The sequence below is a fragment of the Allorhodopirellula heiligendammensis genome, assembly GCF_007860105.1.
Taxonomy (GTDB): domain Bacteria; phylum Planctomycetota; class Planctomycetia; order Pirellulales; family Pirellulaceae; genus Rhodopirellula; species Rhodopirellula heiligendammensis.
On record NZ_SJPU01000002.1, the window covers coordinates 954,846 to 979,996 of the forward strand.

Annotated in this window: 19 protein-coding genes; 7 read left to right on the forward strand and 12 right to left on the reverse strand. The window is 58.0% G+C overall.

Annotated elements, in window-relative coordinates; all coding sequences use genetic code 11:
• Positions 1 to 380: 380 nt before the first annotated feature.
• Positions 381 to 1,637 carry an NAD(P)/FAD-dependent oxidoreductase gene (locus Poly21_RS13910; RefSeq protein WP_146407584.1) on the forward strand — a complete coding sequence of 419 codons (1,257 nt, stop codon included), beginning with the start codon at positions 381 to 383 and terminating at the stop codon, positions 1,635 to 1,637.
• A 130-nt stretch (positions 1,638 to 1,767) separates the two neighbouring features.
• Here the strand turns inward: Poly21_RS13910 and Poly21_RS13915 are convergent, their stop codons facing one another.
• The gene (locus Poly21_RS13915; RefSeq protein ID WP_146407585.1) at positions 1,768 to 2,847 is read right to left on the reverse strand and encodes a mechanosensitive ion channel family protein; all 1,080 of its coding nucleotides are present in this window, start codon (positions 2,845 to 2,847) and stop codon (positions 1,768 to 1,770) included.
• A 533-nt stretch (positions 2,848 to 3,380) separates the two neighbouring features.
• On the opposite strand from Poly21_RS13915, the gene Poly21_RS13920 reads away from it, so the two are divergent.
• The gene (locus Poly21_RS13920) at positions 3,381 to 4,349 is read left to right on the forward strand and encodes a hypothetical protein (RefSeq protein ID WP_146407586.1); all 969 of its coding nucleotides are present in this window, start codon (positions 3,381 to 3,383) and stop codon (positions 4,347 to 4,349) included.
• A gap of 30 nt (positions 4,350 to 4,379) precedes the next feature.
• Here Poly21_RS13920 and typA read toward each other — a convergent pair whose 3' ends face one another.
• Together typA and Poly21_RS13930 are read right to left on the reverse strand one after the other, a co-directional pair.
• A complete protein-coding gene (gene typA, locus Poly21_RS13925; RefSeq protein WP_146407587.1) occupies positions 4,380 to 6,251 on the reverse strand; it encodes a translational GTPase TypA in 1,872 nt (623 codons plus the stop codon).
• A gap of 501 nt (positions 6,252 to 6,752) precedes the next feature.
• Entirely contained in the window at positions 6,753 to 9,047 is a 2,295-nt protein-coding gene (locus tag Poly21_RS13930) for a serine/threonine-protein kinase (protein WP_146407588.1), read from the reverse strand.
• A 510-nt stretch (positions 9,048 to 9,557) separates the two neighbouring features.
• Here Poly21_RS13930 and Poly21_RS13935 point away from each other — a divergent pair.
• Complete coding sequence (locus tag Poly21_RS13935; RefSeq protein ID WP_146407589.1) at positions 9,558 to 9,914, forward strand: hypothetical protein; 357 nt, start codon at positions 9,558 to 9,560, stop codon at positions 9,912 to 9,914.
• A 66-nt stretch (positions 9,915 to 9,980) separates the two neighbouring features.
• Positions 9,981 to 10,529, forward strand: a complete 549-nt coding sequence (locus tag Poly21_RS13940; protein ID WP_146407590.1) for a tetratricopeptide repeat protein — start codon at positions 9,981 to 9,983, stop codon at positions 10,527 to 10,529.
• Between the two features lie 253 nt (positions 10,530 to 10,782).
• On the opposite strand, the gene Poly21_RS13945 is transcribed toward Poly21_RS13940, so the two are convergent.
• Complete coding sequence (locus tag Poly21_RS13945; protein ID WP_146407591.1) at positions 10,783 to 11,643, reverse strand: hypothetical protein; 861 nt, start codon at positions 11,641 to 11,643, stop codon at positions 10,783 to 10,785.
• 403 nt (positions 11,644 to 12,046) lie between these two features.
• On the opposite strand from Poly21_RS13945, the gene Poly21_RS13950 reads away from it, so the two are divergent.
• Together Poly21_RS13950 and hemL are read left to right on the forward strand one after the other, a co-directional pair.
• Positions 12,047 to 12,772 carry an RsmE family RNA methyltransferase gene (locus tag Poly21_RS13950; RefSeq protein ID WP_146407592.1) on the forward strand — a complete coding sequence of 242 codons (726 nt, stop codon included), beginning with the start codon at positions 12,047 to 12,049 and terminating at the stop codon, positions 12,770 to 12,772.
• Positions 12,773 to 12,904: 132 nt separating this feature from the next.
• Positions 12,905 to 14,212 (forward strand): glutamate-1-semialdehyde 2,1-aminomutase, encoded by a 1,308-nt coding sequence (hemL, locus tag Poly21_RS13955; protein WP_146407593.1) that lies wholly within the window; start codon positions 12,905 to 12,907, stop codon positions 14,210 to 14,212.
• A gap of 423 nt (positions 14,213 to 14,635) precedes the next feature.
• Here the strand turns inward: hemL and Poly21_RS13960 are convergent, their stop codons facing one another.
• Together Poly21_RS13960 and Poly21_RS13965 are read right to left on the reverse strand one after the other, a co-directional pair.
• On the reverse strand, positions 14,636 to 15,310 hold the full coding sequence (locus tag Poly21_RS13960; protein WP_146407594.1) for a DUF2314 domain-containing protein: 675 nt from the start codon (positions 15,308 to 15,310) through the stop codon (positions 14,636 to 14,638).
• Positions 15,311 to 15,674: 364 nt separating this feature from the next.
• Positions 15,675 to 16,061 (reverse strand): hypothetical protein, encoded by a 387-nt coding sequence (locus Poly21_RS13965; RefSeq protein ID WP_146407595.1) that lies wholly within the window; start codon positions 16,059 to 16,061, stop codon positions 15,675 to 15,677.
• Here Poly21_RS13965 and Poly21_RS27550 point away from each other — a divergent pair.
• Positions 16,053 to 16,415, forward strand: coding sequence for a hypothetical protein (locus Poly21_RS27550; RefSeq protein WP_302118889.1), 363 nt, complete (start codon positions 16,053 to 16,055; stop codon positions 16,413 to 16,415). The two genes, Poly21_RS13965 and Poly21_RS27550, sit on opposite strands and share 9 nt — an antisense overlap.
• Positions 16,416 to 16,595: 180 nt before the next feature.
• On the opposite strand, the gene Poly21_RS13975 is transcribed toward Poly21_RS27550, so the two are convergent.
• The 6 genes from Poly21_RS13975 to Poly21_RS14000 form a co-directional block, all read right to left on the reverse strand.
• Complete coding sequence (locus Poly21_RS13975; protein ID WP_146407597.1) at positions 16,596 to 17,042, reverse strand: hypothetical protein; 447 nt, start codon at positions 17,040 to 17,042, stop codon at positions 16,596 to 16,598.
• A gap of 126 nt (positions 17,043 to 17,168) precedes the next feature.
• A complete protein-coding gene (locus Poly21_RS13980) occupies positions 17,169 to 17,585 on the reverse strand; it encodes an ankyrin repeat domain-containing protein (protein ID WP_146407598.1) in 417 nt (138 codons plus the stop codon).
• A 278-nt stretch (positions 17,586 to 17,863) separates the two neighbouring features.
• Positions 17,864 to 20,563 (reverse strand): excinuclease ABC subunit UvrA, encoded by a 2,700-nt coding sequence (locus tag Poly21_RS13985; protein ID WP_146407599.1) that lies wholly within the window; start codon positions 20,561 to 20,563, stop codon positions 17,864 to 17,866.
• Positions 20,560 to 21,993: a CPBP family intramembrane glutamic endopeptidase gene (locus Poly21_RS13990; RefSeq protein WP_302118891.1), complete on the reverse strand. Its 1,434-nt coding sequence runs from the start codon at positions 21,991 to 21,993 to the stop codon at positions 20,560 to 20,562. The genes Poly21_RS13985 and Poly21_RS13990 overlap by 4 nt, the downstream gene beginning before the upstream one ends.
• A gap of 4 nt (positions 21,994 to 21,997) precedes the next feature.
• The gene (gene pgsA / locus Poly21_RS13995; RefSeq protein ID WP_146407600.1) at positions 21,998 to 22,582 is read right to left on the reverse strand and encodes a CDP-diacylglycerol--glycerol-3-phosphate 3-phosphatidyltransferase; all 585 of its coding nucleotides are present in this window, start codon (positions 22,580 to 22,582) and stop codon (positions 21,998 to 22,000) included.
• Between the two features lie 210 nt (positions 22,583 to 22,792).
• The gene (locus Poly21_RS14000; protein ID WP_146407601.1) at positions 22,793 to 24,961 is read right to left on the reverse strand and encodes a preprotein translocase subunit SecA; all 2,169 of its coding nucleotides are present in this window, start codon (positions 24,959 to 24,961) and stop codon (positions 22,793 to 22,795) included.
• Between the last annotated feature and the right edge of the window lie 190 nt (positions 24,962 to 25,151).

A 25,151-nucleotide genomic window follows, 5' to 3' on the forward strand; every position in this document is an offset into this window, starting at 1 on the left:
CGTCTTAACGCGACTGCACTCTAAGCAGTTTAGCTAAACCAGAACGGGCTGAGTGCATTTTCTAACCGTTTTGGTAGCATGTTTCTAGTCAAAGCTGGGGGCTGCGCACTCAATTTCAACGTGAAACCCCTGAATTAGCAGCCTGTCGATGGCGTCGTGGTCGCGAATTCCGTGTGCCAGTAGCCCATCCGCACCGCTCGCGCAAGGGAGTGTTGGGTTCCGCGCCATCGCGTCGGAGTCGTCGATCAACGGACCAGCGGGGTGTTAGCCAATCGCTCCTCAGACAGTCCGCCGGGTACGCTTGCGAACCTTTGCTCACTCGTTGATTTCCGTACGTTCTCCCGCCCCGGCGCGGATACTCTCATTTCTTGGATGACATTATGGCCGCCTCGGACTCTGACCTTGTTGCATCGGTACCCCCACCCGTGGACGCTCGCGTCGACACGGCGGTGGTCGGCGGCGGTGTGATTGGGCTCTCAGTTGCCTGGGAATTGGCGCAGCGAGGATATGGTGTGACAGTCATCGAACGCCGAGCAACGCCAGCAGAATCGCCGCTGCCCGACGGCGTGACCACGACGGAAGCCTGCACCTCCTGGACGGCCGCCGGGATCCTGCCACCGGCTAATTTTGAACTGGCGACCGATCCGCTGGACCGATTTCGCGGCTTCAGTCATCAAATCTGGCCTGATTGGGCAGCTCGCCTCAAGACAGTCTCTGGCATCGACGTCGGACTCATCGCGTGCGGTGGCTATTATCTCGCCGAGACTGCCGGCGAAGCTGCGGCGATGATCGGCATGACTTCGTACTGGGATGAACTGAATATCGAATGTCATGCCCTCTCACGAGATCAGTTATCTGCCCGCCTACCCGATCTCACGTCCTGGATTGAAAGCAATCCCTGGTTGTGCAAGCATCCCGATCGTGCAGCCTGGTGGATTCCGGACGAGTATCAAGTTCGCCCTCCGCGACTGCTTCAAGCACTCCATCTAGCCTGCCGGGCCTCGGGGGTGCAGTTCATCGAGAACACCTCGGTCACGTCCATTGAACACGCCCCATCGTCGGCGACCATCTACGCTAGCGACGACCAATCGTCCAATATCAAAGTCGCCACCGCGAAACGCGTTGTCCTGTGTGGAGGTGCTGCGACCGGCCTCATCGATCCGACGATCGGCTTGCAAAATTCGTTCATTCCCATCCGCGGCCAAGTCCTGCTACTGCGATCTGACGCATTCCGAGCACCGGTAGTCGTCAATATCGGGAATCGATATCTGGTCAGTCGCGGTGACGGACAGGTGCTCGTGGGCTCCTGCGAAGAGGAAGCCGGTTTTGCCCAGCATGCTACCGCGGCGATGATCGAGCAACTCCGGCAGTTTGCATCACACGTTTGCCCAGAACTTGCCGCAGCACCCGAAATCTACCGATGGGCTGGACTACGCCCGATGACCTTTGACGGCTTTCCGATGCTCGGACGCGTCCCCGATCGAAGCAACCTCTACGTCGCTGCAGGACACTATCGCAGCGGAATCCACTTCTCGCCTGCGACCGCGATTGCGATGGCCGACATCGTTGACCAACGGCCTAGCTTTATCGACCTATCCCCGTTTGCAGTATCGTTGTCGCTCCGCTCTGCCAGTTGAACGCAGTCAACCGTGATTGGGAGCGCGCGATCGTGCAGGCGTGGTCCACCTCAGGGGACAGGTCCACCTCAGGGGACAGGTCCACCTCAGGGGACGGGTCCACATCAGGGGACGGGGATTTGCTACGAGATTAACCGGCCAACCGATCCGCAGCCCGGCGGGTCGGGCGAATTCGCGTCGCTACCGGCGCGCCGCCACTGATCGGGGTAGTCGATCCAGTTAGTATGGACTCACTGGTAGACTTGACGTGCACGTCCATCTGCGGAAATGGAATCGATACGCCGGCGGCATCGAGCTGTGTTTTCACTTCGGCAATCAACAACTCATTCAGCGGCCAGTATTCCTTGGCAGCGACCCACAATCGCACCTTCCATTGCACGGCGCTGTCTCCCAGTCCTGCCAAGACGACTGCGCCGCCGCGACCTTCGCCTGGAATCATGTGCTCGGCCAGATTGTCGATCGCCCGCTGTAAGGCCGCTCGGGTGATCTGGAGGTCGGCGCCGTAATCGACACCGACCAAAACCTCGACACGGCGATGCTTGTGATGCGTCATGTTCTCGATGGTGCCGCCGGCAATGGAGCTATTGGGAACGATGATGCGGCGATTATCAGGCGTGTCAAGCGTGGTAGTGAACAAGTCAATTTCGTTCACTCGTCCGGAAACTGAAGCAGCGGTGACAAAATCACCCACCTTGAATGGTCGAAAAACCAGCATCAGGACACCCGAGGCAAAGTTACTCAAGGTCCCCTGGAAGGCTAGGCCAATCGCAAACCCGGCCGCCGCTAACATCGCCGCCAGTCCGCCCAACGGAGCGCCGAGGACACTCAGCACCGCACCGACCACGCCTAGCATGATCAGGTAGAAAACCATCTTGCCCACGAATTTGCCCAAGGTCTCATCGACCCGGCGGCAAACAGGTTGGCTGACCACTCGCATCAAATATTTCGCGACCATGTAGCCGATGAAAATGACGAACAGCCCGATCGCCGCTGACAGCATTGCTGGTGCTAAGTGGGTGGTTGCATACTGTCCCACTTCTGAAAAATCGCGATGGGCCATCTGCGAGATCAATTCAGAGGTCGCTTTGGCGATTCCAGGCTTCGAGGGAGCTTCACCGGTTTGGCGGGCCACCTCACTGGCGGCCAGGGTGGAGCCGGATTCGACAATCGCCGAGGCGGTGTTCGATACGAAGGATTGGGTTGGATTCATGGGTGGGCAATGTAAACGGCGAGGAAATCGGCCGGAGCGCAATGCGGGTGTGCGACCAGACCTCCTCCGTTTACCAGTTGGCCGCCGTGGAAATCAAGATGAGCCGAGCTCGAGGACGAAAGCCGCGTGTTCGTCCCGGTCATCGCTGGCCCGCCAATTCGGCGGGAGTCGCATAGAACCCATCTCTCGCATCTCGCAGTTCCAGTGGGCGGCTGCCATATCGCACCCGATTCGTCGGTGCATGACCATGACAGCTGCCATTCGGGGCGACCGGTTCTAACAGCCTGCACCGCAACGCCCTCGATAGCCACACTTAGGTTGATTTTGGGCAAACACACTGGGGGGTGGGTACAGTAGAGGGGGACCACCCGTTCTACTTAGGCGAGACGGCTACTTAGGCGAGACGGCCAGCGACAACGCCAGCGAACACAGGATCGGTTTCGAGGTGTTCAAAATGGTTGAATCGTTTCGGCTGCGATTGCGTCGCTTTGCCTCGTTGATCCCCTGCCACCATCTTTTCAGGCAACCTGCTGATGTCAGCACCTATTCAGGTAAAATGTTCAAAGTGTGCCGCAGCACTGCGGTTCGTGCCCACGGGGGAGGTCTCGACCCTGAAGTGCCCTAAGTGCCAACAGCAACTGCGGTTCAAGACCCCCAGGGCAGTGAAACCCGGGCAAGCAGGTCCCCGCAGTACCGCGCCGCGTCAAAACCATGCGCCGCAAACCAGGGCCTCGCAGACGCTTGCCGCGACAAGACAGCCGAGTTTCCCGGCGTCGCCCACTGTCTCGCCCGATCTGGATTGGGATGACATCGCAGCGCCACCTCCTCCCGGACCGATCCCCGGCTTTCAAGGTGGGCCCGCCCAGCGTGGCGGGGCCCCAGTCCACTACCCTGGATCGCCAGTCCCTCCAGCGAAGCAACGAAAGTCACCGGGCGGCGGCCGCCTCAAACCGATCCTCATTGGCTGCGGGGCTCTGGCTGGTCTGAGTATCGTGGGGGTCGTTGGACTCGTCGCAGCGATCTTCGTCCTCGGCTCCATGCCTGAATCCAGGTCCACGATTTCATTAGCAGGATACTCGGCGGACGCTCCTGGGAAGGTGGCCGGTCAAACCAGCAAAGATGGCGTCGAGAGCGTCGGCGTCTTGCATCGTCGCACGAACAGCGAGTTCGCCATTTCAACCAAGCCGGTTGCGCTGCCGGGACAGAGTTTTGCGATGGACGAATTGATCCGGGTGATGAAACAGCAGGGCATCATTATCGGTTCGACTACCCCTGTCTCGCGCGCTGGACTGAGTGGCTATCGGATGACCATGCGACAGCTCAACGGACTGAGATCAGAAGCGGAGCTGTTCCAATTAAATGGCCAGCAAATTTTGCTGGTAAGCTACGTGCCAGGTAACGCGAAGCTGGCCGCTGGCATGGGAAAGCTCAAGCTCGATGAGGAGAAAACGAAAGAGCTGGATGATCCCGATGCCTTCTTTACGTCACTTCGCAAAAACTAAGACAGCAGCCAATAAGATTGCCTCGCCGTTCTATGCGTTACGGCCTTTGCGGCGGCGTTCGTTTTCCTTCAACGCGATCTTTCGCAGCCGAATCGACAGCGGCGTGACTTCGACGAGTTCGTCGTCTTCGATATATTCTAACGCCGCTTCGAGCGACATGTCGCGCGGTGGCTTGAGAATCACGTTTTCATCGCTACCGCTGGCTCGCATGTTCGTGAGTTTCTTTTCACGCGACGGATTGACAACCATATCGCCTTCACGCGAGTTCTCGCCGACAATCATGCCTTCATAAACCTCGACGCCTGCTGGCACCAATAACTCACTGCGGTCTTGCAGAGCAAAGAGTGCAAATGGCATCGTTTTGCCGCCGGTCATCGATACCAGCACGCCGTTGGCGCGACGTGGCACGTCACCTTCGACGACTCTGTAGCTCTCAAATCGGTGGTGGATGATCGCGGTACCGCGGGTCGCATTGAGTAGCTTGGTCCGGAGACCGATCAGGCCCCGCGAGGGGACGTTGAATTTCAATAGGCTGTAGTCACCGCGCTGCTTCATTTCTTCGAGTTGGCCGCGGCGGTGACCGACGAGTTCCATGACGGGGCCCATCGCTTCGGTGGGCACTTCGACGCGAAGGGTCTCAAATGGCTCGTGCTTTTTACCGTCGATGTCTTTGAAGACCACACGAGGCTTGCCCACGCTCAGCTCGAAGCCTTCACGACGCATGGTCTCGATCAGAATGGCGAGGTGCAAAACACCGCGTCCTGCGACCGCATAGGCTTCGGTACCTTCGATCATGCTGACTCGGAGGGCCACGTTACGCTCGAGTTCCTTTTCGAGCCGATTCTTGATTTGACGTGTCGTCACGTACTTGCCTTCGCGTCCCGCCATTGGCGAAGAATTGACGCTGAAGACCATTTCGAGGGTAGGTTCGTCAACCTTCAAACGCGGCAGCGGATTATCGGCGTCAATGGCCGTCAGCGTGTCTCCAATTTCGACATCGTCGAGCCCTTCGATCGCAACGATATCGCCCGCTGAGGCAGATTCCGCAGCCACGCGGCCGAGATTGTCAAACAGGTACAAAGCGGACGGTTTGACGCGGCGTTTGGTGGGTTTTCCATCAGCGCCCAAGCAATGCAAATCGAACGATTGCCCAGCGGTGATGGTACCGGCGTTGATGCGGCCGACCGCAATCCGGCCCACGTACTCGCTCCAGTCGAGTGTGGTGACCATCATTTGGAAGTCGGAGTCGGGATCAATCGTGGGTCCGGGAATGTGATCGACAAACAAGTCGAGGAGCGGCAGCATGTTTTCGGTGCGCACTTCGTGATCAGTTGTCGCATATCCTTCCTTGGCACTGGTGTACACGAAGCCCACGTCATCGAGTTGTTCTTCGCCACCGAGTTCGGCGAGCAATTCCAGGGCCTCGTCGAGCGCCTCGTGAGGCCGCCCATCCGGCCGATCCACCTTGTTGACAACGACAATCGGCTTGCAGCCCGCTTGGAGCGCCTTTTCGAGCACGAAGCGGGTCTGCGGCATGGGCCCCTCGGCGGCATCGACGAGCACAACGCAACCATCAGCCATTTTGACAACACGCTCGACTTCGCCGCCGAAGTCCGCGTGACCAGGCGTGTCGATGAGGTTGATCTTCACACCGCGATACGGGATCGCAATGTTCTTCGCCAAAATTGTGATCCCCCGTTCCTTTTCCAAATCATTGGAATCGAGGATGCGTTCACCCTTCAGTTCGGTATCGCGGTATTGGCCGCTCTGACGCAGCAGACAGTCCACCAAGGTCGTTTTGCCATGGTCGACGTGGGCAATAATTACCACGTTGCGAATGTCTTCGCGGGTGGACGAATCGGTTGTCGATGCGGACTGATTCAAGGTAGCTGGGGAAGACAAGGGAGGAGCTTTCGGTCGGGACTTTGGTCGGGCGGGGGCATGAGGTTAAATATGCACTCGCTAGTTCTAATAGCCCTGTGGAAGTATCACTAGGCGAAATGGGAAGAATGTTGCCCATCGCCTCCCTAAGTGCTGCTAATGAGAACCTGGGCCCGTTGACGCATTTGAAGCCTGCGATTCGCGGTCAAGGGGGGGCGTGGGATACGCGCGGCCCCGTCCGACCATGCGGCGAATCTCGCTCATCCGGCGGCAGCGTATCTCGAGGTGCCCGGACTGATTCCTAGACCGCCTCCGGCGCACGCTGCCGTCAGATGAATCGCGAATTTCCGCTCAGTCGTCGCCGGTACGCTGCATCAACGCACGGATCCCCGAGAGGATTGATCCCAGAGAAGGTAGTTCCCAGAAAAAGCAGATCCCAGAAAAAGTAGATCCCAGGGTCGATCCAAAGTTTCTGCCGACCGGTAGCGACGAGAACGTAGCCAAGAACACGCCGTCGAAGGCTCAGTTCGTTGGTGCTGAGATCGACAACATCAACGTGGGGGCTTTTGTAGCGTCGCCCTCTTTACTGACGAACCGCACCGCCGTGCCCTCGGGATTACCACCGGAGACCACAAAGCTAACCGTGTTTCCAGAGGCTTTGCGGATAAAGGCCGCTAATTCCGGCGAGCTGAAGAAAATCACATTCGGATTCGCATAGTCTGGATCCTCACTGCTCCATTGGGCTAGCAACGGCAGCGACGCGAGGCCTTCACGCGAAATTGAATTCTCCCACAAGATGGCTTTGCGTTCGTCATCTTCGACCCACTTATCAGCGCCTTTGGCATCGTATCCGTAGAGCTGCAGAGCAGTATTCTGAAGCTTCTCATGTCCCGGCAGTGAGAGGATCATTCCCAATCGGGCTTGTTGGACATCGCCGTGAGAAACCCCTTTGGCCTGCAAATCAAATCGCAAATGCACATGCTGTTTGTCTTCACCGTCGCCCTTGCGCTGTTGCACCAGCAATATCGGTTTAGTGGCCAGCGACGTTTCGAAACCTTCTCGCACGGTTGAGTCGGCACCGATGCCAGCAGTCGTGTTGACGTTCACGACCTTGGTGGGTTCCGGCTGGGCCGGTTCGTCCGTTGGATCGTCAACCGCAACGGGATCGGGCGTGGTGGTGGGATCCGGCAGCGGGGGCCGGTCTTGTTCTGGCATCACCTGTCGAGTCGATTCCGCTGCGACGGATGCTCTGGGCGCAGATTCTGGCGACAGCGACTCTGGCGACAACGATTCCGGTGAGGACGACTCGGGTGACGACGTCGTCGGGGGTACTGGCTCAGCGACGGGATCCCGCGAGTTCGCCGGTGCCTTGCTGTTTCGATTATTTTTATTTTTAGCGTTTCGGTTTCCAGCGGGAGACGCGTTGCCACCTGGAGGCTTGGTCTGCGGTGTTGGCGAGGGCGGTGACGACCGGTTCGACGAAGGTGGGGGTTGGGGTGGTTGCGGCACCACCGTGACTGTGTTTTCGCTTTGGCCCGGTAGGATCATCCACACGATCCCCAGCACGAGCAGCAGCGTTCCTAAGATTCCCGCTCCCATCCATACGATCGGGCTGACAGGCTTCACTTCAGGTGCGCCGGTCGACTTCGATTTAACGCCTGCCGAGCTGGGTTTGCCTGCTGGAGTGGGCGCACCGGGTCTGGGCGCACCGGGTCTGGGCGTGACCGCTGGGAACACGCCCGATTTGGTCCCCGCCGGAGGGAGCGAACCAGGCTTCGGTGTGACTGGCCCCGGGAACGTCGTCGTGGACGCTGCAGGGAGCGCGAGATCTTCGAAAGCGGACAGGTCGAACGATTCTGCCTTCGCCTCCTCCTGCTTGCTAACGACTTCCTTCAAGCTCAACTGCAGTTTGCTGAGCGACACCGCCGTCTCTGATTTCGCCTCGCATTCCCTCGCCACCACATCGAGCTGTTTTTCTAAAGCGATCGCATTGGCCGGTCGATCGACAGGTTCCTTCGCGAGCAGCTGGTGGATCAAATCTGCAAGTGGCTGCGGGATTGCTGGATTGAGTTCGCGCAGCGGTTTGGGCGTCCCTGTCAACAACGCCACCAACTGTTGAGGAATCGCAGGTTGAGATGTCGGCAGCCGACCGGTACACATTTCGTACAGCACCACACCCAGGCTGTATAAATCGCTGCGGTCATCGAGAGGATCACTGCGTGCCTGCTCGGGCGTGAGGTATCCGGGCGTCCCGCAGACGGAACCCACCCCAGCAGCATCCGCATCGGGTGACGTCGCCAAGGCCAAACCAAAGTCCAATATCTTGATGCGCCCGGTACCCTCTTCGACCCAAATATTCGCAGGTTTGATATCCCGGTGCACGATGCCCTTGGCATGGGCAGCAGCGAGTCCGCGTGCGATCTGACGCGCGTACTCGATGACCTGCTCGTAGTCGCACGTCTCTTTCCTGGCGTTGATCCCCTCGAGCGTGACGCCGCGAAGCATCTCCATCGCCATGAACGGCGTGCCTTCGTGCATTCCGACTTCGAAAATCACGACGACGTTGTCGTGGTGCACGGCGGCCATTGCACGGGCCTCCTGGAGGAACCGATCACGACTGTTGGGTGTCGACGCGACCTTCTTATTCATCACCTTGAGTGCCACAGGCCGCTCAAGCACCGTGTCAATCGCCCGGAAAACGTAGCCCATCCCGCCACGCCCGAGTTCACCTAGAATGCGATACGAACCGAGCGTCCCCAAATCACCTTCTTGGGTGGGGGCGTCGAGAAACTCGTAGTTGGAGGCAGTCTTTGGCATAAGCACTAGGATACTGCAGAAACAGGCAGACGTGTGCAGGAACGTGCGCCTTCGACCAGAATCTTGCTCACATCTGATTCTACGGTTTCAATCCTACCAAAGGAACGTTGCGATACCAGAAATCGTCAACAATTGCCGCGTATCAAACCACGATTGATACAGTCTACTGCGCCGCAATACTGTTGGACGCCCGCCGACGGTGTCCAGCCATCGAGCGACGATCACGTCGTACTCCCTTCTCATTCGGTTAAATGACCTCCCATCTGGGTACACCACCTGTGGGAGCGACAACAACGCTCGATGACGTAGCAGCGAGGACCAGCATGCACTTGAGATGGTCAGCAAAGATGGACTTGCCAAACCGGATTGACAGTCGATAATTTGGCGGTGGGTGTTGCGATCGAGCCCGGAGTTCAATCGCCACACCTCATTCTCTGAGACACCATGACACGCAACCCAGTCAGTCGACGCTCTGATTGCCTTCGGGGTTTCCCCCCGCGATGGGCTTTCGTGGCTCGACCACTGCTAACCTGGTTGGTTGTTGCTGTTGCACTGATCCAGGCTGCACCCGTCGGTTTGACAGCCTCGCGGTACGTGGTGGAGAACTTTCCCGACGCGTTGGTAAACCAATCGCTGGACGCCGACACTCACGCCGCCGAGCATTGGGCAATCCAGCCCACGGCCGCACCGCGTGGGACGGGTGAACAGCCAAACGAGCTGGAATTGCATGGCGGTAGCTGGGCTCCGTTCCTGGCGTCCCGGGCCATCCTGAATTGTCCCCACGACCGGAGAACGCACCGCGAACTGGTTGGAGGCCGTCACCAAGGCGCAACTCTCGTGAACTTGAACGTGCGACTGCAGATTTAGGAACGCCTGGCGTTCCCCTCTGTTTTCCATCAATCACGTTTTCGAATTTCACGAAAGTTACAGACGATGTCTGCGCACACCCAAATAAAAACTCCACAACAATCATCCGCTAGCCCTTCCTCTCCTGTTCGGGATACCAGCAATACCGCAACGCCGTTACACCCAGTCATCCAGAAAGCATGGAAACTAATCAAGCAGGACAACTATCTCGGAGCAGCAAATATACTCGTCACCGCCAATCGCGATCCGCAGGTCCGTAACACACTGGGCGTATGCTTGATGCGGGCAGGCCGCGCCGAAAGTGCTGTGGAACTGTATCGCGCGTTCGTGTTGATGCCCGGCACATTGCGCGAACGACCGAACATCTGCAATGCGTATAAACGAAATTTCGCTACCGCGCTGTTCATGAGAGGATTGCCAAGCGGCGCTTTGGCAGTATTGAAAGATATCCGCGAGCCAGACCATCCGCGGGCGATCCAGCTCTACGGAGCCATCAAGGAATGGGAGAAATCGCTGCCCTGGTACCGACGGCTTGACTGGATCCTCAACGGCACTGAGCCTGCCAACTGCACCATTTCGCTCGAATTTGAGCCGGGTGAGTTTGATTTTGTTTGACCACTCAATGCCTGGCGATGTCTAAATAGCACCGCGATACGGAACCGTGCTGTATAAGCTGGGTGGGCATTGCCCAAGTCCGATTTCGCCAAGCTATCAAGCTATCAAGCTATCAAGCTATCAAGGATCGAGCGGTTGGGGAGTGTCGCCTCATGCCGAGCACCAGACGACAATTCTTCTCCGCTCGATTCAACGCCGCATGAAAACGCCAATGGACTCGTTGGTTCTCGAGGGATACGTAGCTCTCAGACGGCTACGCAGTCCGCCGTTGAGCGGCCGAGTGGTCAAAACGGATCTCTTCATGCAGTCGGCCACCCAAGTCTTTTCGCGATATCTGCAAGAGGCCCGCAAGGTAGCCGTGCAATAAAGCAGCGTGGACCAGTCTGCCGAGCCGGCTGACGGAGCCCTCAGCCGCCTCTGCGAGCCGCGCCGTCGCGGCAACGGTAAAGGCCGGGCGAGTGCTGCCGGCTTGGCGCAACGAGGCACCGATGCAGCGGACCAACTCATGGTCACTCCATCTCGCAAGATGATGTGACGGAATCGAGTGGGTTGCGTTCGAAATCAGTCGGACGTGATCAACGTTCCTGCGAATGACCATCACCACCGTCAAGTTGGACAAATTGTGAGCATTAGTCTGGTACCAATTTTTTAATGCGGCTGCTCGCTGATAGCGAACACTGACTTGGCAGGCGGGGGCGACATCGACCATCCAAACCGTGCGGACACTATTAACCGTGTCGACACCTCCCGCGGTCTGGTTGAGATCTTCGATGAATCGAACGAGCGACTGATTTCCCCACTCCGCGGTCGCAGTCTCGATCGCGGTCCGGCCCAGCCCCGAGGTGGTTGCGAGATGCCGCAGCAATGCGGATGTGCCTACTCCCGTCGATGTTGTCAGCATGCCGAGGCAGGCCGGACGTCGAACTAGGTTTTGCAGCCAATGCCAGGCCGCGACATGCTGGTCACCGCGAAAATAAAACTCCGTGGGGAGGGGTCGCTGGGCGATCGGCCGAGGTGCGTCAAAGGGGGAGGCGAGCAATCCCCAATGATTCAGCACCGTAGGTGCCAGCGACGTGATGCATTCGGGTGGATAGCTACTGAATTCATCGCTCACTAGTTCACCCGACGTCACTGACCTGCGATGTTCCGGTGAGGTAGACCGATGGCGGCGGGGGTCACGCAAACTGTGCCTTGTTCTCAATGCCGGATTCCTCGTTAACGCGTCAAGTGATGATATGGCAAAAGTCGGGGTCTGGTATATTCCCGCGCGACCACAGCGTTCAACGACCGCGCCCAACGCGGACCTCGCCTAGCGAGGATCTCGTCCAGCGCGAACGTCGAGCCTGCCGAAGCCTTTCTCGTTTGACCGGGCGATGTCGCGAAGTCGTAACACAGCGAGCCCATGCTAAAATCGTCTGCAGCCACATCTCCACTGCGACCCAAACCCTGCTGACGTTAAAGTCTTCCCCATTGGATTGACCGACTCACCCTCCTGTTCTCGAATCCGCTAGCCACCGATGACGCGACGCTACTACGTCCCCGATCTAGTCACCCAGCATCCCCTCATCCAGCTGCCCGCTGAGGAGGCCGCCCACGCTGTGAAGGTGATGCGGTTGCGAGTCGGCGACGCAGTCGAACTGTTTGACGGTCGCGGTTACCAAGCGGCCGCCACCGTGACAGCGGTCGATCGCCGCCAGTGCGAATGCCAAAGTGAATCGCCACAGCGGGTCAATCGTGAAGCGAGCCGGCATCTGGAACTCGCCATTGCGTTGCCGAAACCCGAGCGATGTAAGGAAATGATCGAGCGACTGACCGAACTCGGGATCGCGAGCATCGTGCCGCTGACGTTTGAACGCACGCAGCGGCCACCGTCATCCTCCTTGATCGGGAAACTCGAACGGATCGTGATCGAGGCTTGTAAGCAATCCAGCCGCAATCAATTGATGACGATTGCGCCGGTGGTATCGTTTGCGCAGTGGATCGACCAGCCCGCTGTCCCCCGGTTGGCACCGAACGAGACCTCGCTACGTCTCGTCGCGATGCCTGGAGGCGGACCTTTGGGCGAGATGTCCGCGAGCATGCCCGCCAACCTGAGCTGCGTGATTGGACCCGAAGGTGGACTTACCGATCATGAGCTCAACGCCTGCTTGGACGCTGGGATGCAACCCATTGATCTGGGGAAGCGGATTTTGCGGATCGAAACCGCCGCCTGCGTGGTCGCGGCACGCTTGCTTGACGACTGAGCAGGTCGGGCGAAATCGTGGTCGATGACCACGCCAAACCGCACGACCGGCGGCTGGAAGCCAACGCGGTAGAGGTCTAAACTTCTGTGTCTGGAAAGTATTCATTTGACGACTCCAACAGCTAGATTTGACATGTCCGCGTCGACGAGTTCCCCTGCCGCACCCGCCCGCAGCCAAGCCGCCTTCGAACGAGCCCTGCGATTGATGCCCGGCGGGGTCAATTCGCCAGCTCGCGCTTTTGGCGCAGTCGGTGGCACGCCCCTGTTCATCGAACGTGCCGAAGGCCCTTACCTGTTCGATATCGACGGCCATCGCTACGTCGACTACATCGGTTCGTGGGGGCCGATGATTCTCGGTCATGCCCAAGCCGAAGTGATCGCAGCCATTACTCGAGCGGCCGAGCGTGGGACCAGCTACGGGGCACCGACCGAAGCTGAGTCCCAGCTTGCGGAGCAGATTATCGAAGCGGTGCCGAGCATCGAAAAAGTCCGCCTGGTCAATAGCGGGACCGAGGCCACCATGAGCGCTCTCCGCGTCGCTCGCGGTGCGACAGGTCGAAACAAAGTGATCAAGTTCGCCGGGAATTACCACGGACACGTCGATGCACTGCTAGTTGCTGCGGGCAGTGCGGCGGCGACCCTTGGTGCCCCAGACTCCCCTGGCGTCACACCGGGGGCAGCCGGCGACACGCTCGTGCTGTCCTACAATGATGTCACGCAGCTGGAAAATGCCTTTGCCGCTGAGGGCGATCAAATCGCTGCCGTGATCTTGGAACCTGTCGTCGGCAACATGGGCTGCGTGGTTCCTGCGATGGAGTTTCTGCGAACTCTGCGAGACCTGACCACACACCATGGCTCGGTATTGATTTTTGACGAAGTCATGACTGGATTCCGCGTGGCACCTGGTGGCGCGCAAGAACTCTTCGGGATCACCCCTGACATGACCACGCTGGGAAAGATCGTGGGTGGCGGCATGCCGCTGGGGGCCTACGGCGGACGGACCGATATCATGGACAACGTACTACCGGCGGGCAAGGTTTACCAAGCTGGCACGCTCAGCGGCAACCCGGTCGCGGTCGCAGCGGGTTCCGCGACACTGAAGATCCTCAAGGAGAATCCCCCCTACGAGCAACTCGAACGAATGGGCGCAAAACTCGCAGCGGGACTCGACGCAGCTGCGACGGCCGCCGGAATTCCACACAGCGTTACTCGCGTAGGCAGCATGATGACGCTGTTTTTCAATCCCGATCGAGTGACGTGTTGGGACGACGCCGATCGTTGCGATCGCGATGCCTTCGGTCGCTACTTCTGGGGCATGATCCAGAAAGGCATTTATATGCCGTGCAGCCAATTTGAAGCGTTGTTCTTCAGTCGGCTGCACGACGAAGCGATTATCGATGAAACCATCGACGCCGCGAAAGAAGTTCTGGCGGGAGAGTGAACGAACACTATTAAGGTTTTTCTGCCAAAGCCTCCTACCCGTTCGCCCCACTGATACACAGGTGGGTGTGTTCATCCCAAGTCCATTCGATGATCGCAGCATCAATCCCGCCTCAACCGATCAGCCGGCGGGCGCTAGCCCCGGTTGTCCCAACCGATTAGCTCTAGCCCCGGTTGTCTCAACCGATTAGCCGGTGCGTGCTAGCCTCCGGTTGTCCCGCGTACGGAACGCTTTGCGTTCTCTCTTATCAACCGGGGCTAGCGCCCACCGGCTGATTTTGGCTGCGGTGCTGACTGCCTAAAGCGTTGCTCGCACATCCAATGCCTTGCGCGAGATACTCTTCCGAGTCGACTCATTTACAATCATCGCCAATGGACTTTGATTTAAAAAACCCAAGACCGCCAGATTCAGTTCAAGGCTTGGTTAACTATATTTGGTCACACCGACATATTCATCGAACGCCCCACGTTCGTCAGGGGGAAGGTTCGCACGGTGGTATCGCAAAGAGTATCCACCGTACAGCGTTCCATCATCGTTGACCATCCAGTCGATCACATCAAATTCGGCGACCTCAAATACTTGGCCAACCTTCAGCAACGAAACCGACGGTGGCACTTCGAACAGTTCAGCGGTGAAGCTGTCGCCTGCAACGATGGTGTTGAACAGCCACACAAAACCACTGCTCTGGCCGTCGTTCAGTTTGGTTTTGATCAGGCATGAATGTGAATCATGACGACGAATCAGCGAGCGAAAGTCATCGAGTGTCGCCCGCGCATTGGCAACACAGTCCCGGTACGCAGGGTCAGACGACCGGACCATGTCTACACGAGCACCAGGGTCTCGATCTGGCCGCCGGTCAAGCTCACGCCGGAGCATTTGCCAGTCGTACCAACAGTTCTCGGGGTCAATGTCGTCATAGCCACGGGACTGAGCCAGTTTCTTGGCGTCGAAAGAGGTCATCATGATGCAAGCGGCGTTATCGCGAATTGAGAGTACCTCTTGTCTGGTGAGTGGCTCGCTTTTTTTGTCCTCCGCTGCAACGAGGATCGCCCCCAGAGCGGGCACGAACACCGGTATCAGTTCAGCTTCATCATGCATGGCAATAGGCACTCATCAAACCTAGGGTGTTCTACTCATTACACGCCTCCGGGGGAACGGAAACAAGGTTTCATTCGAAGATCGTTTGACTCGCGTGCGCGGGTGCGGGACGACCAATTTGGGCGTGGTCTGGTGGGGTGAGAGGCCGCTGCACATCGTGTCCGTGGATTTCGAAGGGGCAGTATACCAAATGGAACCCAATGGAGAGACAGTATAAGGCGAGGGCACCTGCGGCGGGATGACAGACAGGTGTAGCGGGCTTGCTTCCAAGCGGCGCACAGCCTAGTGCGGTCGGCGCGTACTTACGGAGAGATAGGGGGCCCGGGCAACCGGGGCACTGTCCCGATAGTTACTGTCCCGATAGTTACCGACCATTCTCCTGGTCGATCGTGGGCGGCTCCAGCAGCACTGGTGACTTCAGGGCTACTAGGGACTCGTTGAGCATTATTCGAAATCTCTGGTAATTCTCACCACCCGGGCAGATGACGGCGTACTCATCCCATATCCACTCGATCGTAGTGCCGTCAACGTTGCCCGACAATCGTTCGCTGATGCGGGATTCAAACGCGGCGATCTCGCCAGTGCTGGTTTGGAACGCAATCAAGCTATTTCCATGGAGGTTTCGTGTCCACTCGACCATGCATTTCCATTGTTCCGCATTCAGTGTGCTGGGCTGCTTTGCGTAGAGGCCATCGATTTGAGCTTCAAGTCTGCGAGCGTAGTAAGTACGTCCTACTATGCTATGTCTCACCGCTATGATGGAACCGCAACAGATCGCGGAAAATGCGACGGTGGCAAGCAACACTCTGAGGCTGAATCGTTTTCGCATAATATTAACGGTAGGACGCTGTTCAGTCAGCTAACGGCAGCGGTATCGTCGTTGCCGTCATTGATTGATGAGGTCGAATTAGCTCGGCGACTGTGGTTGATCGCTTGGTTCTGCCATGTCCTTGCTGAGTCTATTAGCTTCGGCGTCGAACTAATCGATGAATTGTTTTGCAGCGTCGATGAATCCAGCGTCGTCTACGGAAGGAAGCCGTATCGTTATCCCATTAGAAAGTTGGTAAACGAAATCAGCGTAGTTACCTGCGTCATCGGACAGTGACGTGTCAGCGAATACGCGGCGGAGGCGTTGCCCGACGATCGAGGTGCGTACAAGCATGAGTTTCTTCGGCGAACGGGGGGCACCAGGTTGGACGGAGAGTAAAGTTGGCCAACTCAAAATTTGCCGCAAGCCACGTTCGGTGTGAATGCCACGATTATCCCTCCCAGTGCGACCGGTCTGTCATGGCTGACGAAGACGCTCGATGAGTCCTCGAAGGAGGACGCGATCGTCCGGCATGTAGTACCGATAGTGTGCCATAACCTCGTTTCCCGCGGAATCATGGACTGAGAAAACCCCGAGCCACTCGCTGACGAATTCAGGATCCACATCGCTCAAATCGATGGATACCGGTTGGGAGCTGAAGATAAAACTTGGTCCAGAAAGCGTGTATCCATCTACATGGACATCAAAATTTTGAATGTCGACAGCGCAAGCCCAGAAAGCTGCACGAATCACGACGATGAACACCGCCCACCCAAACGGGATTTGAAACCATCGGGTAAGGCAATAAACCACGATCCCGATGGACAAGCTGCTGAACATGGTGGCGGTGAAGAATCGCCATCGACTAGCAGGGAACGTCAAGCGTGATGGTTCAAACGCGTTCATATCATGGAGATGCGACATCGGTAAACATCAGTGAGGACGGCAGAGCGACGTTCGCCCGCCCAGACCTGAACACCTTCCTCCACTGCATGGCATTGATTTTTGCTAGCTCTGCGGGCACGCATGGAGGACCAGGCAATCCGTTGGTTATCCGCCGGCATTCTGTTCAAGTGCAACAAGCACAGCCATGAAACATCCGATCTTCTCAGAAACATACCTTAGGGGTGTCCTTCTCAACTGGTCTTGGATGTTGACATCGGCACCGCCAGCGAGCAGAGCCTCCACAGCCCGGTAGTCAGCATTGGAACAGGCGACCCAGAGCGGAGTTCGTCCGTCGTCGTCGGTTTCATCTATATTGGCACCGGCCACAAGGAGCAGTGAAATCATCGAAGCATTGTTCATCATGGCCGCAACATGAATCGGTGTTCGTCCGCCTCCCATGTATGGCCGAGAGTCACGAGCATTCACGTCGCATCCTGATTCGATTGCACGAATCGCTGCGGCGTCATCCCCACACTCGAGGGCCGCGAACAAAGGAGTTGGTGGGTTTACAGTATCAGCCATTCAACTTCGTCGGATAACGTGGAGTCATCGCTGGTTGTGGGGGGCGTCACCCGGCGATAATTGGATTTTGGGGGTGTGGTCCCGGTTTGAATCTTCGGTTTCTCCGGTGACGCGCGGAATGTTGCCGCCGATTGGACGCTGCTGAGTATCTGGCGTCTGGATAGTTGCGTCAAGCAAAAGGTTGCACGGTGTCACGGGAGGATTGACCTGTTTTGTGAAGGTGCGAAAAACCCGCACGGTCTTGCTGCGTGTAACCGGGGGAGATTCCACTACCGCGGTTACTGAGGTCGACTGGCGGCGTATTTTTTTCGCAAGAATTGTCCGGTAAGTGAATCCTCGCAGGCAGCGACGTCGGCGGGCGTGCCTGCAGCGATGATGCGACCTCCGCCCTCGCCGCCGCGTGGGCCGAGGTCGACGAGCCAATCGCAGGCGGCAAGCAGGTCCGTGTGGTGTTCGATCACAAGAACCGTATTACCCGCGGCAACGAGCCGATTCAGAACAATCAATAAGCGCTGCACATCACTGAAGTGCAATCCCGTCGTTGGTTCGTCAAGCAGATACAGCGTGCTGCCGGTGCCGGGACGCGCCAACTCGGTAGCCAGTTTGATCCGCTGGGCCTCACCACCACTGAGCGTTGTACTGGACTGTCCCAGCGTGACATAGCCCAAGCCAACGTCAAACAGAGACGCGAGCAAGGTATGGACCTTCGGGACGTTTTCAAAAAACTCCAATGCCGCTTCAATGGTCATGTTCAAGACATCCGCGATCGTAGCGCCTTTGAAGCGGACTTGCAACGTTTGTCGATTGAATCGCTTGCCACCGCACCGCGAGCACTCAATCAACAGATCGCTGAGGAAATTCATTTCTATCCGCTCGAACCCGTTGCCTTTACAGACTTCACAGCGACCGGCGGGCGAATTGAAGCTGAACCGAGACGCTGAGAACCCCAGCGTCTTGGCTGCTCGCGTCGCAGCAAACACATTGCGAATGGGATCGAGCACACCGGCATAGGTCGCGGGGCACGAACGCGATGTCCGGCCGATGGGTGATTGATCGATGGGGATCAGTTTGTCGATCTTGTCGGCACCGACCAAACGTGAGTGCTTGCCCGCTGGTTTGGCGACCAGTCCCAGCTTAGCCGCCAGGGCGGGATACAACGTGTCGACGATGAGCGAACTCTTGCCGCTTCCCGAGACTCCGCTGATCCCGATGAGTCTGCCTAAGGGAAGTTTAAGCGTCACGTTTTGGAGGTTGTGTAGGCTCGCTCCGTGCAGTGTGATCCAATGCTGTTGCGCTGAGCCGGTCGGTAGCGTAGTCAAACCGCTCGTCCGCTCGGCGGTGACGGGGTCTGCCTGACACGCAGGAGATTGGTCGGGGACTGAGTTCTCGTCTGTGGGCGGACGGAGCCGTCCGTCGACAATCGATCGCCGGTCGGAAATGATCTCCTTGCCCGACAGGTACCGGCCGGTCGGACTCGCAGGGTCGCTGGCGACTTCCTCGGGTGATCCTTGGCTTACCAAATAGCCGCCGTGAACACCGGCACCGGGCCCGATGTCGATTAGGTGATCGGCCGCCCACATGGTGTCTTCGTCATGCTCGACAATCACGACCGTATTGCCTTGACGTTTGAGCTCGTCGATTGCACCGAGCAAGCGATCATGATCGGCAGGATGAAGGCCAATCGATGGTTCATCGAGTACATAGCAAACACTCACCAGACCGCTACCGATGCATGTCGCTAAACGAATCCGTTGCAACTCGCCACCACTGAGTGTGGCGGCGGATCGGTCCAGCGTGAGGTAGTCTACTCCGACGCGGCGTAGAAACTCCATTCGCCGGATCACTTCGGCTTGGATCGGCGCAGCCACGCGGCGATGCAGTTCTGAAAGTGTATCCGTGATGGAATTCATCCAGACCTGTGCCTCTGGTAGTGGCATGGCAACGACTTGGGGCAGCGACTCATCCGCAATCGTGACGGCGAGTGCTTCGGGACGCAAACGGCCGCCATGACATGTCGGGCATACGCTCGTGGACTCTGAATCCGCTTTCTTCCGTGTGCTCGCTTTCGCGGTTTTGCGTCTGCCTGACGTTGGCTTTTCCAGATCAGCCTCCGAGACCACCCCAAGTCCATCGCAAGTCGGGCAAGCTCCATAGGGACTGTTGAAACTAAACGTGCGCGGCTCGAGTTCTTCGAAGCTCGCTCCACATTCCACACAGGCCATGGTGGTACTGAATAGCTTCGTTTCCGACTCGGTGTCCGGTGGTTCTGCCAACACCGCACACATGCCATCAGATAGGCGGACTGCCAGACGGGTCGATTCGTCCAGCCTCGCCTCGACGCCTGCTTTGATCACAATTCGATCAACTACCGCTTCGATCGTATGGTTCTTGCGAACAGCCAGGGGTGGCACGTCCTCGAGCAGATAGACTTCGCCGTCGACACGGGCTCGTACCAAACCATGAGCGGCAATTTTTTCAAGCACATCGGCATGGGCACCTTTGCGTCCCCGAACCATGGGACTCATCAGTGTCAGCTTGGTCCGGGGTGGGTAGGCCGCCAGTGACTCGATAATCGCGTCGGTCGTTTGCGTGCTGATGGAACTGCCACAGTGGGTGCAGTGCGGCATCCCAACGCGAGCATACAGCAGCCGCAAATAGTCGTAGATCTCGGTAACCGTCGCTACAGTGCTGCGAGCGGACTGTGTGCCACTTTTTTGGTCGATCGACAGCGTTGGCGCGAGTCCCTCGATCAGGTCGACATCGGGGCGCGGGATCGCATCAAGATACTGTCTCGCATAGGTTGAGAGCGTATCGATGTACTGCCGCTGCCCTTCGGCAAAGAGCGTGTCGAAAGCTAGCGAACTCTTGCCGCTGCCCGACACACCGGTGATCACCGTAAGCTGATTGCGGGGGATGTCAACGTTCAGGTCTTTGAGATTGTGAACGCGTGCCCCGCGGATGCGAATGGGTGGGCTCAACGTAGAAACTGCAGCAGGGTTACGCACATCGTAAATCCATTAAGTATGAAGTGCACCACGATCGAAGGCACCAGCGAGCCGGTTTGACGATAGAGATATCCGAGCCCCAACGAGAGGAAGAACAGTGGGATTGGCGCGGGGCCTTGTCCCCAGTGCATGACGGCGAATACTAGACTGGTGACGATAATTGGCCACACCGCCGTCGGCGTCCAGTCACCTCGTGTGTCAAGGTCTTGGTCGATCTGACGAGATGAGATGTTGTTTTGCGGAGCGACCGGATCGTTCGCCTGCTCCTGCGGCGGAGCGTAAGGATTCTCCAAAACCGCCCCTGCAGGGCTTGCATTGGAATGCCCGCTCCCATCGCGTTCGCCGCTCGTAGCCGGTTCGCTGTTCGCCTCCGGTTCACCGCTCACATCGCCTGGACGGTCGGTTGACAGGTTTGACGATTTTTGGCAGTGTCGATCCCAAAATCGACGCGCATCGACACCCAGGTCAGCGAGTCGTTGCAAACCGCCCTGCAACATCCCACGAAACCAAAACTCTTCGACGAAGGGCGTGATAATCGCGGTCGTGAAGAACAACGCCGCAAAAACGCTCAAGTCAGGACTGGCATCGGGACCGGTCGGTTTGAGTGCTTCGAGTACTGGGTGGGAGTATTTCTGCAGCAGCGTGACAAGCCCCATCAACAACATCGTCGGTAGCAGAATCAACCAAGCCGCCCGAAAACCGAGCGAGATATCCCCCCGGCGCGGCAAGCACCCGATCCGCGGTCGCTCACGTGGCGCCGTTGGATCCAGCTCACTGCCGGAATCGGGCACGCGCGGGCGAAAGAGCTGCGCAAAGACGATCGTCACGATTGTCGCCAGCAGCATGGACGCAGAACTGAGCAATAACGACGGGACTGAGATTGCAGGCGTGTTCGTGGCGTTCCCCGTGTCAGGGACGTTCTCGGCGTCCGGCGTTTTGGCGCCACTGGCGGTCGCGTTGTCAGGAGCGATCGAATCTGGAGCGATCGAATCCGGGATCAGTGGTACCGCATCATTGGAATCAGGGCGGACAACCTCCTCGATGAGGGTCTTCTCGTCAGCGACGGTCTGCACCGTTTCGGACGCTGTCGAAATCAAGCCAGCGCGGGTTGCCCAACCGTTCAGCAGCAGACTGGCGACGATCAACACGCCGAAGAAAAATATAAATAACGCGGGGTTCCAGTACGGGCGAGCCCGTTCGCGGGCGGGCACCAACGCTTGCTCGCCAAACAATCGGGCCCCCCGACGCAGAAGCAAAATCCATTTGATCAGCGAGCTGGCAAACGCCGCAATCAGCAGCAACATCACCATCGATAGTAGCAATTCGACGCCGCTGAGTTCGACGGCATCGGTAGCGACCACGCCGTCGACATGCGGCGCGGGTATGGCAGTTTGATCTTGCATCGGTTTACTCTCGCTCGCCCGGCGGTTGCGGATCGGATTGCATCAACCGCGCGGCGATCAGAGTGTATTCGGCACCGGAATATAGCGTGATAAAAATGGCTCCCCAGAGCAGCACCAGCGTGGTGATCGACAGCCAGCTCGGTAACGGCTCGACAACAAAACTCAGTAGAACGGCGGCCGCGGCTGCGGACTGCACGACCATTTTCCACTTACCGAGCCAGCGGGCAGAAAAATCGCCGCCCGCCCCTTCGATGATTCCACGCAGGCTCGTCACCAGTAATTCGCGGCCGACGACGATCGTGGCCATCCAAGACTTCACGGGACTGTCCGGGACTTCGACGAGTGCGATGAAAGTCCCACAGATGATGATTTTGTCGACGAACGGATCGAAAATTCGGCCCAGCTTCGTGACCTGACCATATTTCCGCGCCCAATAGCCATCCATCCAGTCCGTCGAAACGGCGATTAGAAAGACACAGAGCGAGGCCCAGAACTCGCCCATGGGGATGAGGACCATGACCGCGATCGCCAAAGCAAAACGCACCGTCGTCAGTGCATTGGGCACGTTGTAGATCGAAGGATTTGCCATGGATGAGATCGCTGAGCAGGGGGAATTGCAAAATAAATGCTTAGCGATAGCGAATGGATCTATCCAGTAGCTACGTTCGTCAGAGCGTGGATTTCACTATCTGGCGACAACCGCTACCTGTTTGATTCGACTCGCTCAACTGCTTCGCTGAGGCATAACTTATCCCACAACGCAGCTCACGCCAAGCGATGCAGGAGCGTCCGCTACCGCTCAGTCAGGGGTGTCGAGATAAGGATCTTGACCAATCTCTCGCTGCATTTTCTTACGCTCCTTTTCATGATGCATCATCACCATGCGGTCGCGGAAATGCTGTCGTTCCACTTTGCGTTGGGCCCGCGTGAACGTCGTCGCCATCCGGTCGGCACTGCCGGTATTGGCGGCGCCCCGGGATTTCAGTTTGTTCGACTTGATCACTCCCAATCCTCCCTTGAGGATATCGTCATCGAGCGAGAGGTATTGCCGGTAGGAACCACGGTCACCCTGCCGACCACAGCGTCCGATCAGCTGGCGGTCGATGCGGGCGGCGTCATGGAGTTCGGTACAGATCACGTGCATGCCGCCGAGCCGTTCGACTTCATCGGCGAGTTTAATATCTGTTCCCCGGCCAGCCATATTGGTCGCCACGGTGACGCGACCGATGCCGCCCGCCGCGGCGACAATCTCAGCTTCCCGCTCGACATTATTCGCATTGAGTACTTCGTGCTCGATACTCATCTCGGTGAGCAGGTTCGATAGCAGCACACTTTTGTCAATCGATCTGGTTCCGATCAACACCGGTCGTCCGGTCGCGTGCACTTCGGCGACCTCTTTCGCGATCGCGTCGAATTTCGACTCGAGCGTTCCGAAGACGCGTGGCGGCAGTTGTTTGCGTTGGGGCGGGCGGTTGGTGGGCACGCGGACGACTGGCGTGCGATAGATTCGCCGCATCTCGCTCGCGCTTGTCGCCGCTGTCCCGGTCATGCCGGCGAGGTGGGGATATCGCAGGAATAGATCTTGGACGGTGATGCGGGCTGCTTGGCCGGTGGGCACACTGATATCGATACCCTCTTTGGATTCGATCGCTTGGTGAATCCCGTCGCGCCACTTGCGGCCTTCTGCGAGCCGCCCGGTGAACTCGTCGACGATCACGATTTCATCAACGTTTGGATCCTTCTCGCTCGGCCGGATCACGTATTGGCGATTGAGCAAGAACTCGCGATGCACCTTCACGGAGCGTTCGATGTATTCATAGAGATCGACCAAGCCCATCGTGCGAACCAAGTCGCTCTTGGGCAACGCCCGCACTCGGCTGCGACCCCGCGCCGTCAATTCGTATCGTTTGGTGTCGTTATCGATTTCGAAATGCTCGTCAAGTTCGAAACTCGGTGCATGCTCGGATGCCCAGCGGTAGGTCTCGACAATCTGATCGCGCACATTGTCTTCGATACTTCCGATGATCAGGGGCGTCCGAGCCTCATCGATTAGGATACTGTCGGCCTCGTCGACCAAGCAGAAGTGCATCCCGCGCATCACGACCTGGTCGCCTGAATCCGAAAAGCCGCCGTCGCCACCGCCGAGCATTTCAGTCTGAATACGGTTTTGAGCGCGGAGCAATAAGCGGTCACGCAGGAAGTCGAAGCCGAACTCTTTCGCGGTGCCATAGGTGATTGCCGCCCCGTAGCTCTTGCGGCGATCACCTTGATCGTCGGCCGTCTGGATAATGCCTACGCTCACGCCAAGCATCTCGAACAACGGCATCATCCACTCTGCATCTCGCTTGGCGAGGTAATCGTTGACAGTCGCGAGGTGGGCACCTTTGCCGAGCAGGGAATGCAAATAGAGAGGCAACGTCGCCGTCAATGTTTTGCCTTCCCCGGTTTGCATTTCAGCAATGTGCCCCTCGAACAATCCAATCCCACCGACGATTTGCACGTCATAGTGCCGCATCGACAGTGCCCGCCGACCGGCTTCACGGCATAACGCATAGCCTTCGGGTAACAGTGTGCTGAGCTTCTCACCGGCCATCGCGCGATATCTCAGCGCCAGCGAACGTTTGCGGATGCTGGCGTCGGACTCCGCTCGCAGGATGGGTTCGAACGCGTTGACCCTCGCCAGTTGCCGTCGCCAGCGGACCATCCGCGGGCGGAGGTTGCGGGCGGAGAGATAAGACGTCGATCGAGCGCTGGGATCACCCGACCGCCGCTCGTTGGCGACATCGGGGGCAGTCGAGACTAAGACCGCGTCCTCAGGACTGGCAGGATTGGGGGCGAGAGGATCGGGCCCGGCATCCTCTGCGGGAATGGGACCACCCTCCGGGGGCGGCGCGCCGGCACCGCCCGCGGGCACCGGCAGATCTTGATCCTCGGAAGATTCAGAGCGGGAAACGGTGGAATCGGACATGGAATCAGGCACAGGGAAAAAACAGCACAAAAATGAGCGAGATTCGCGGCAACCGCACGATCGGTACGCCCGTTTTACGCAGAAAACGCCCCCTTCGGCGAGGCACAATCGCTACGAAACGCCATTTTAGCTGCTTTCTTGGCTGGATAGGTAAGTTGATCCGGCAGGCAGGTTCAAACCAGGTAATTTG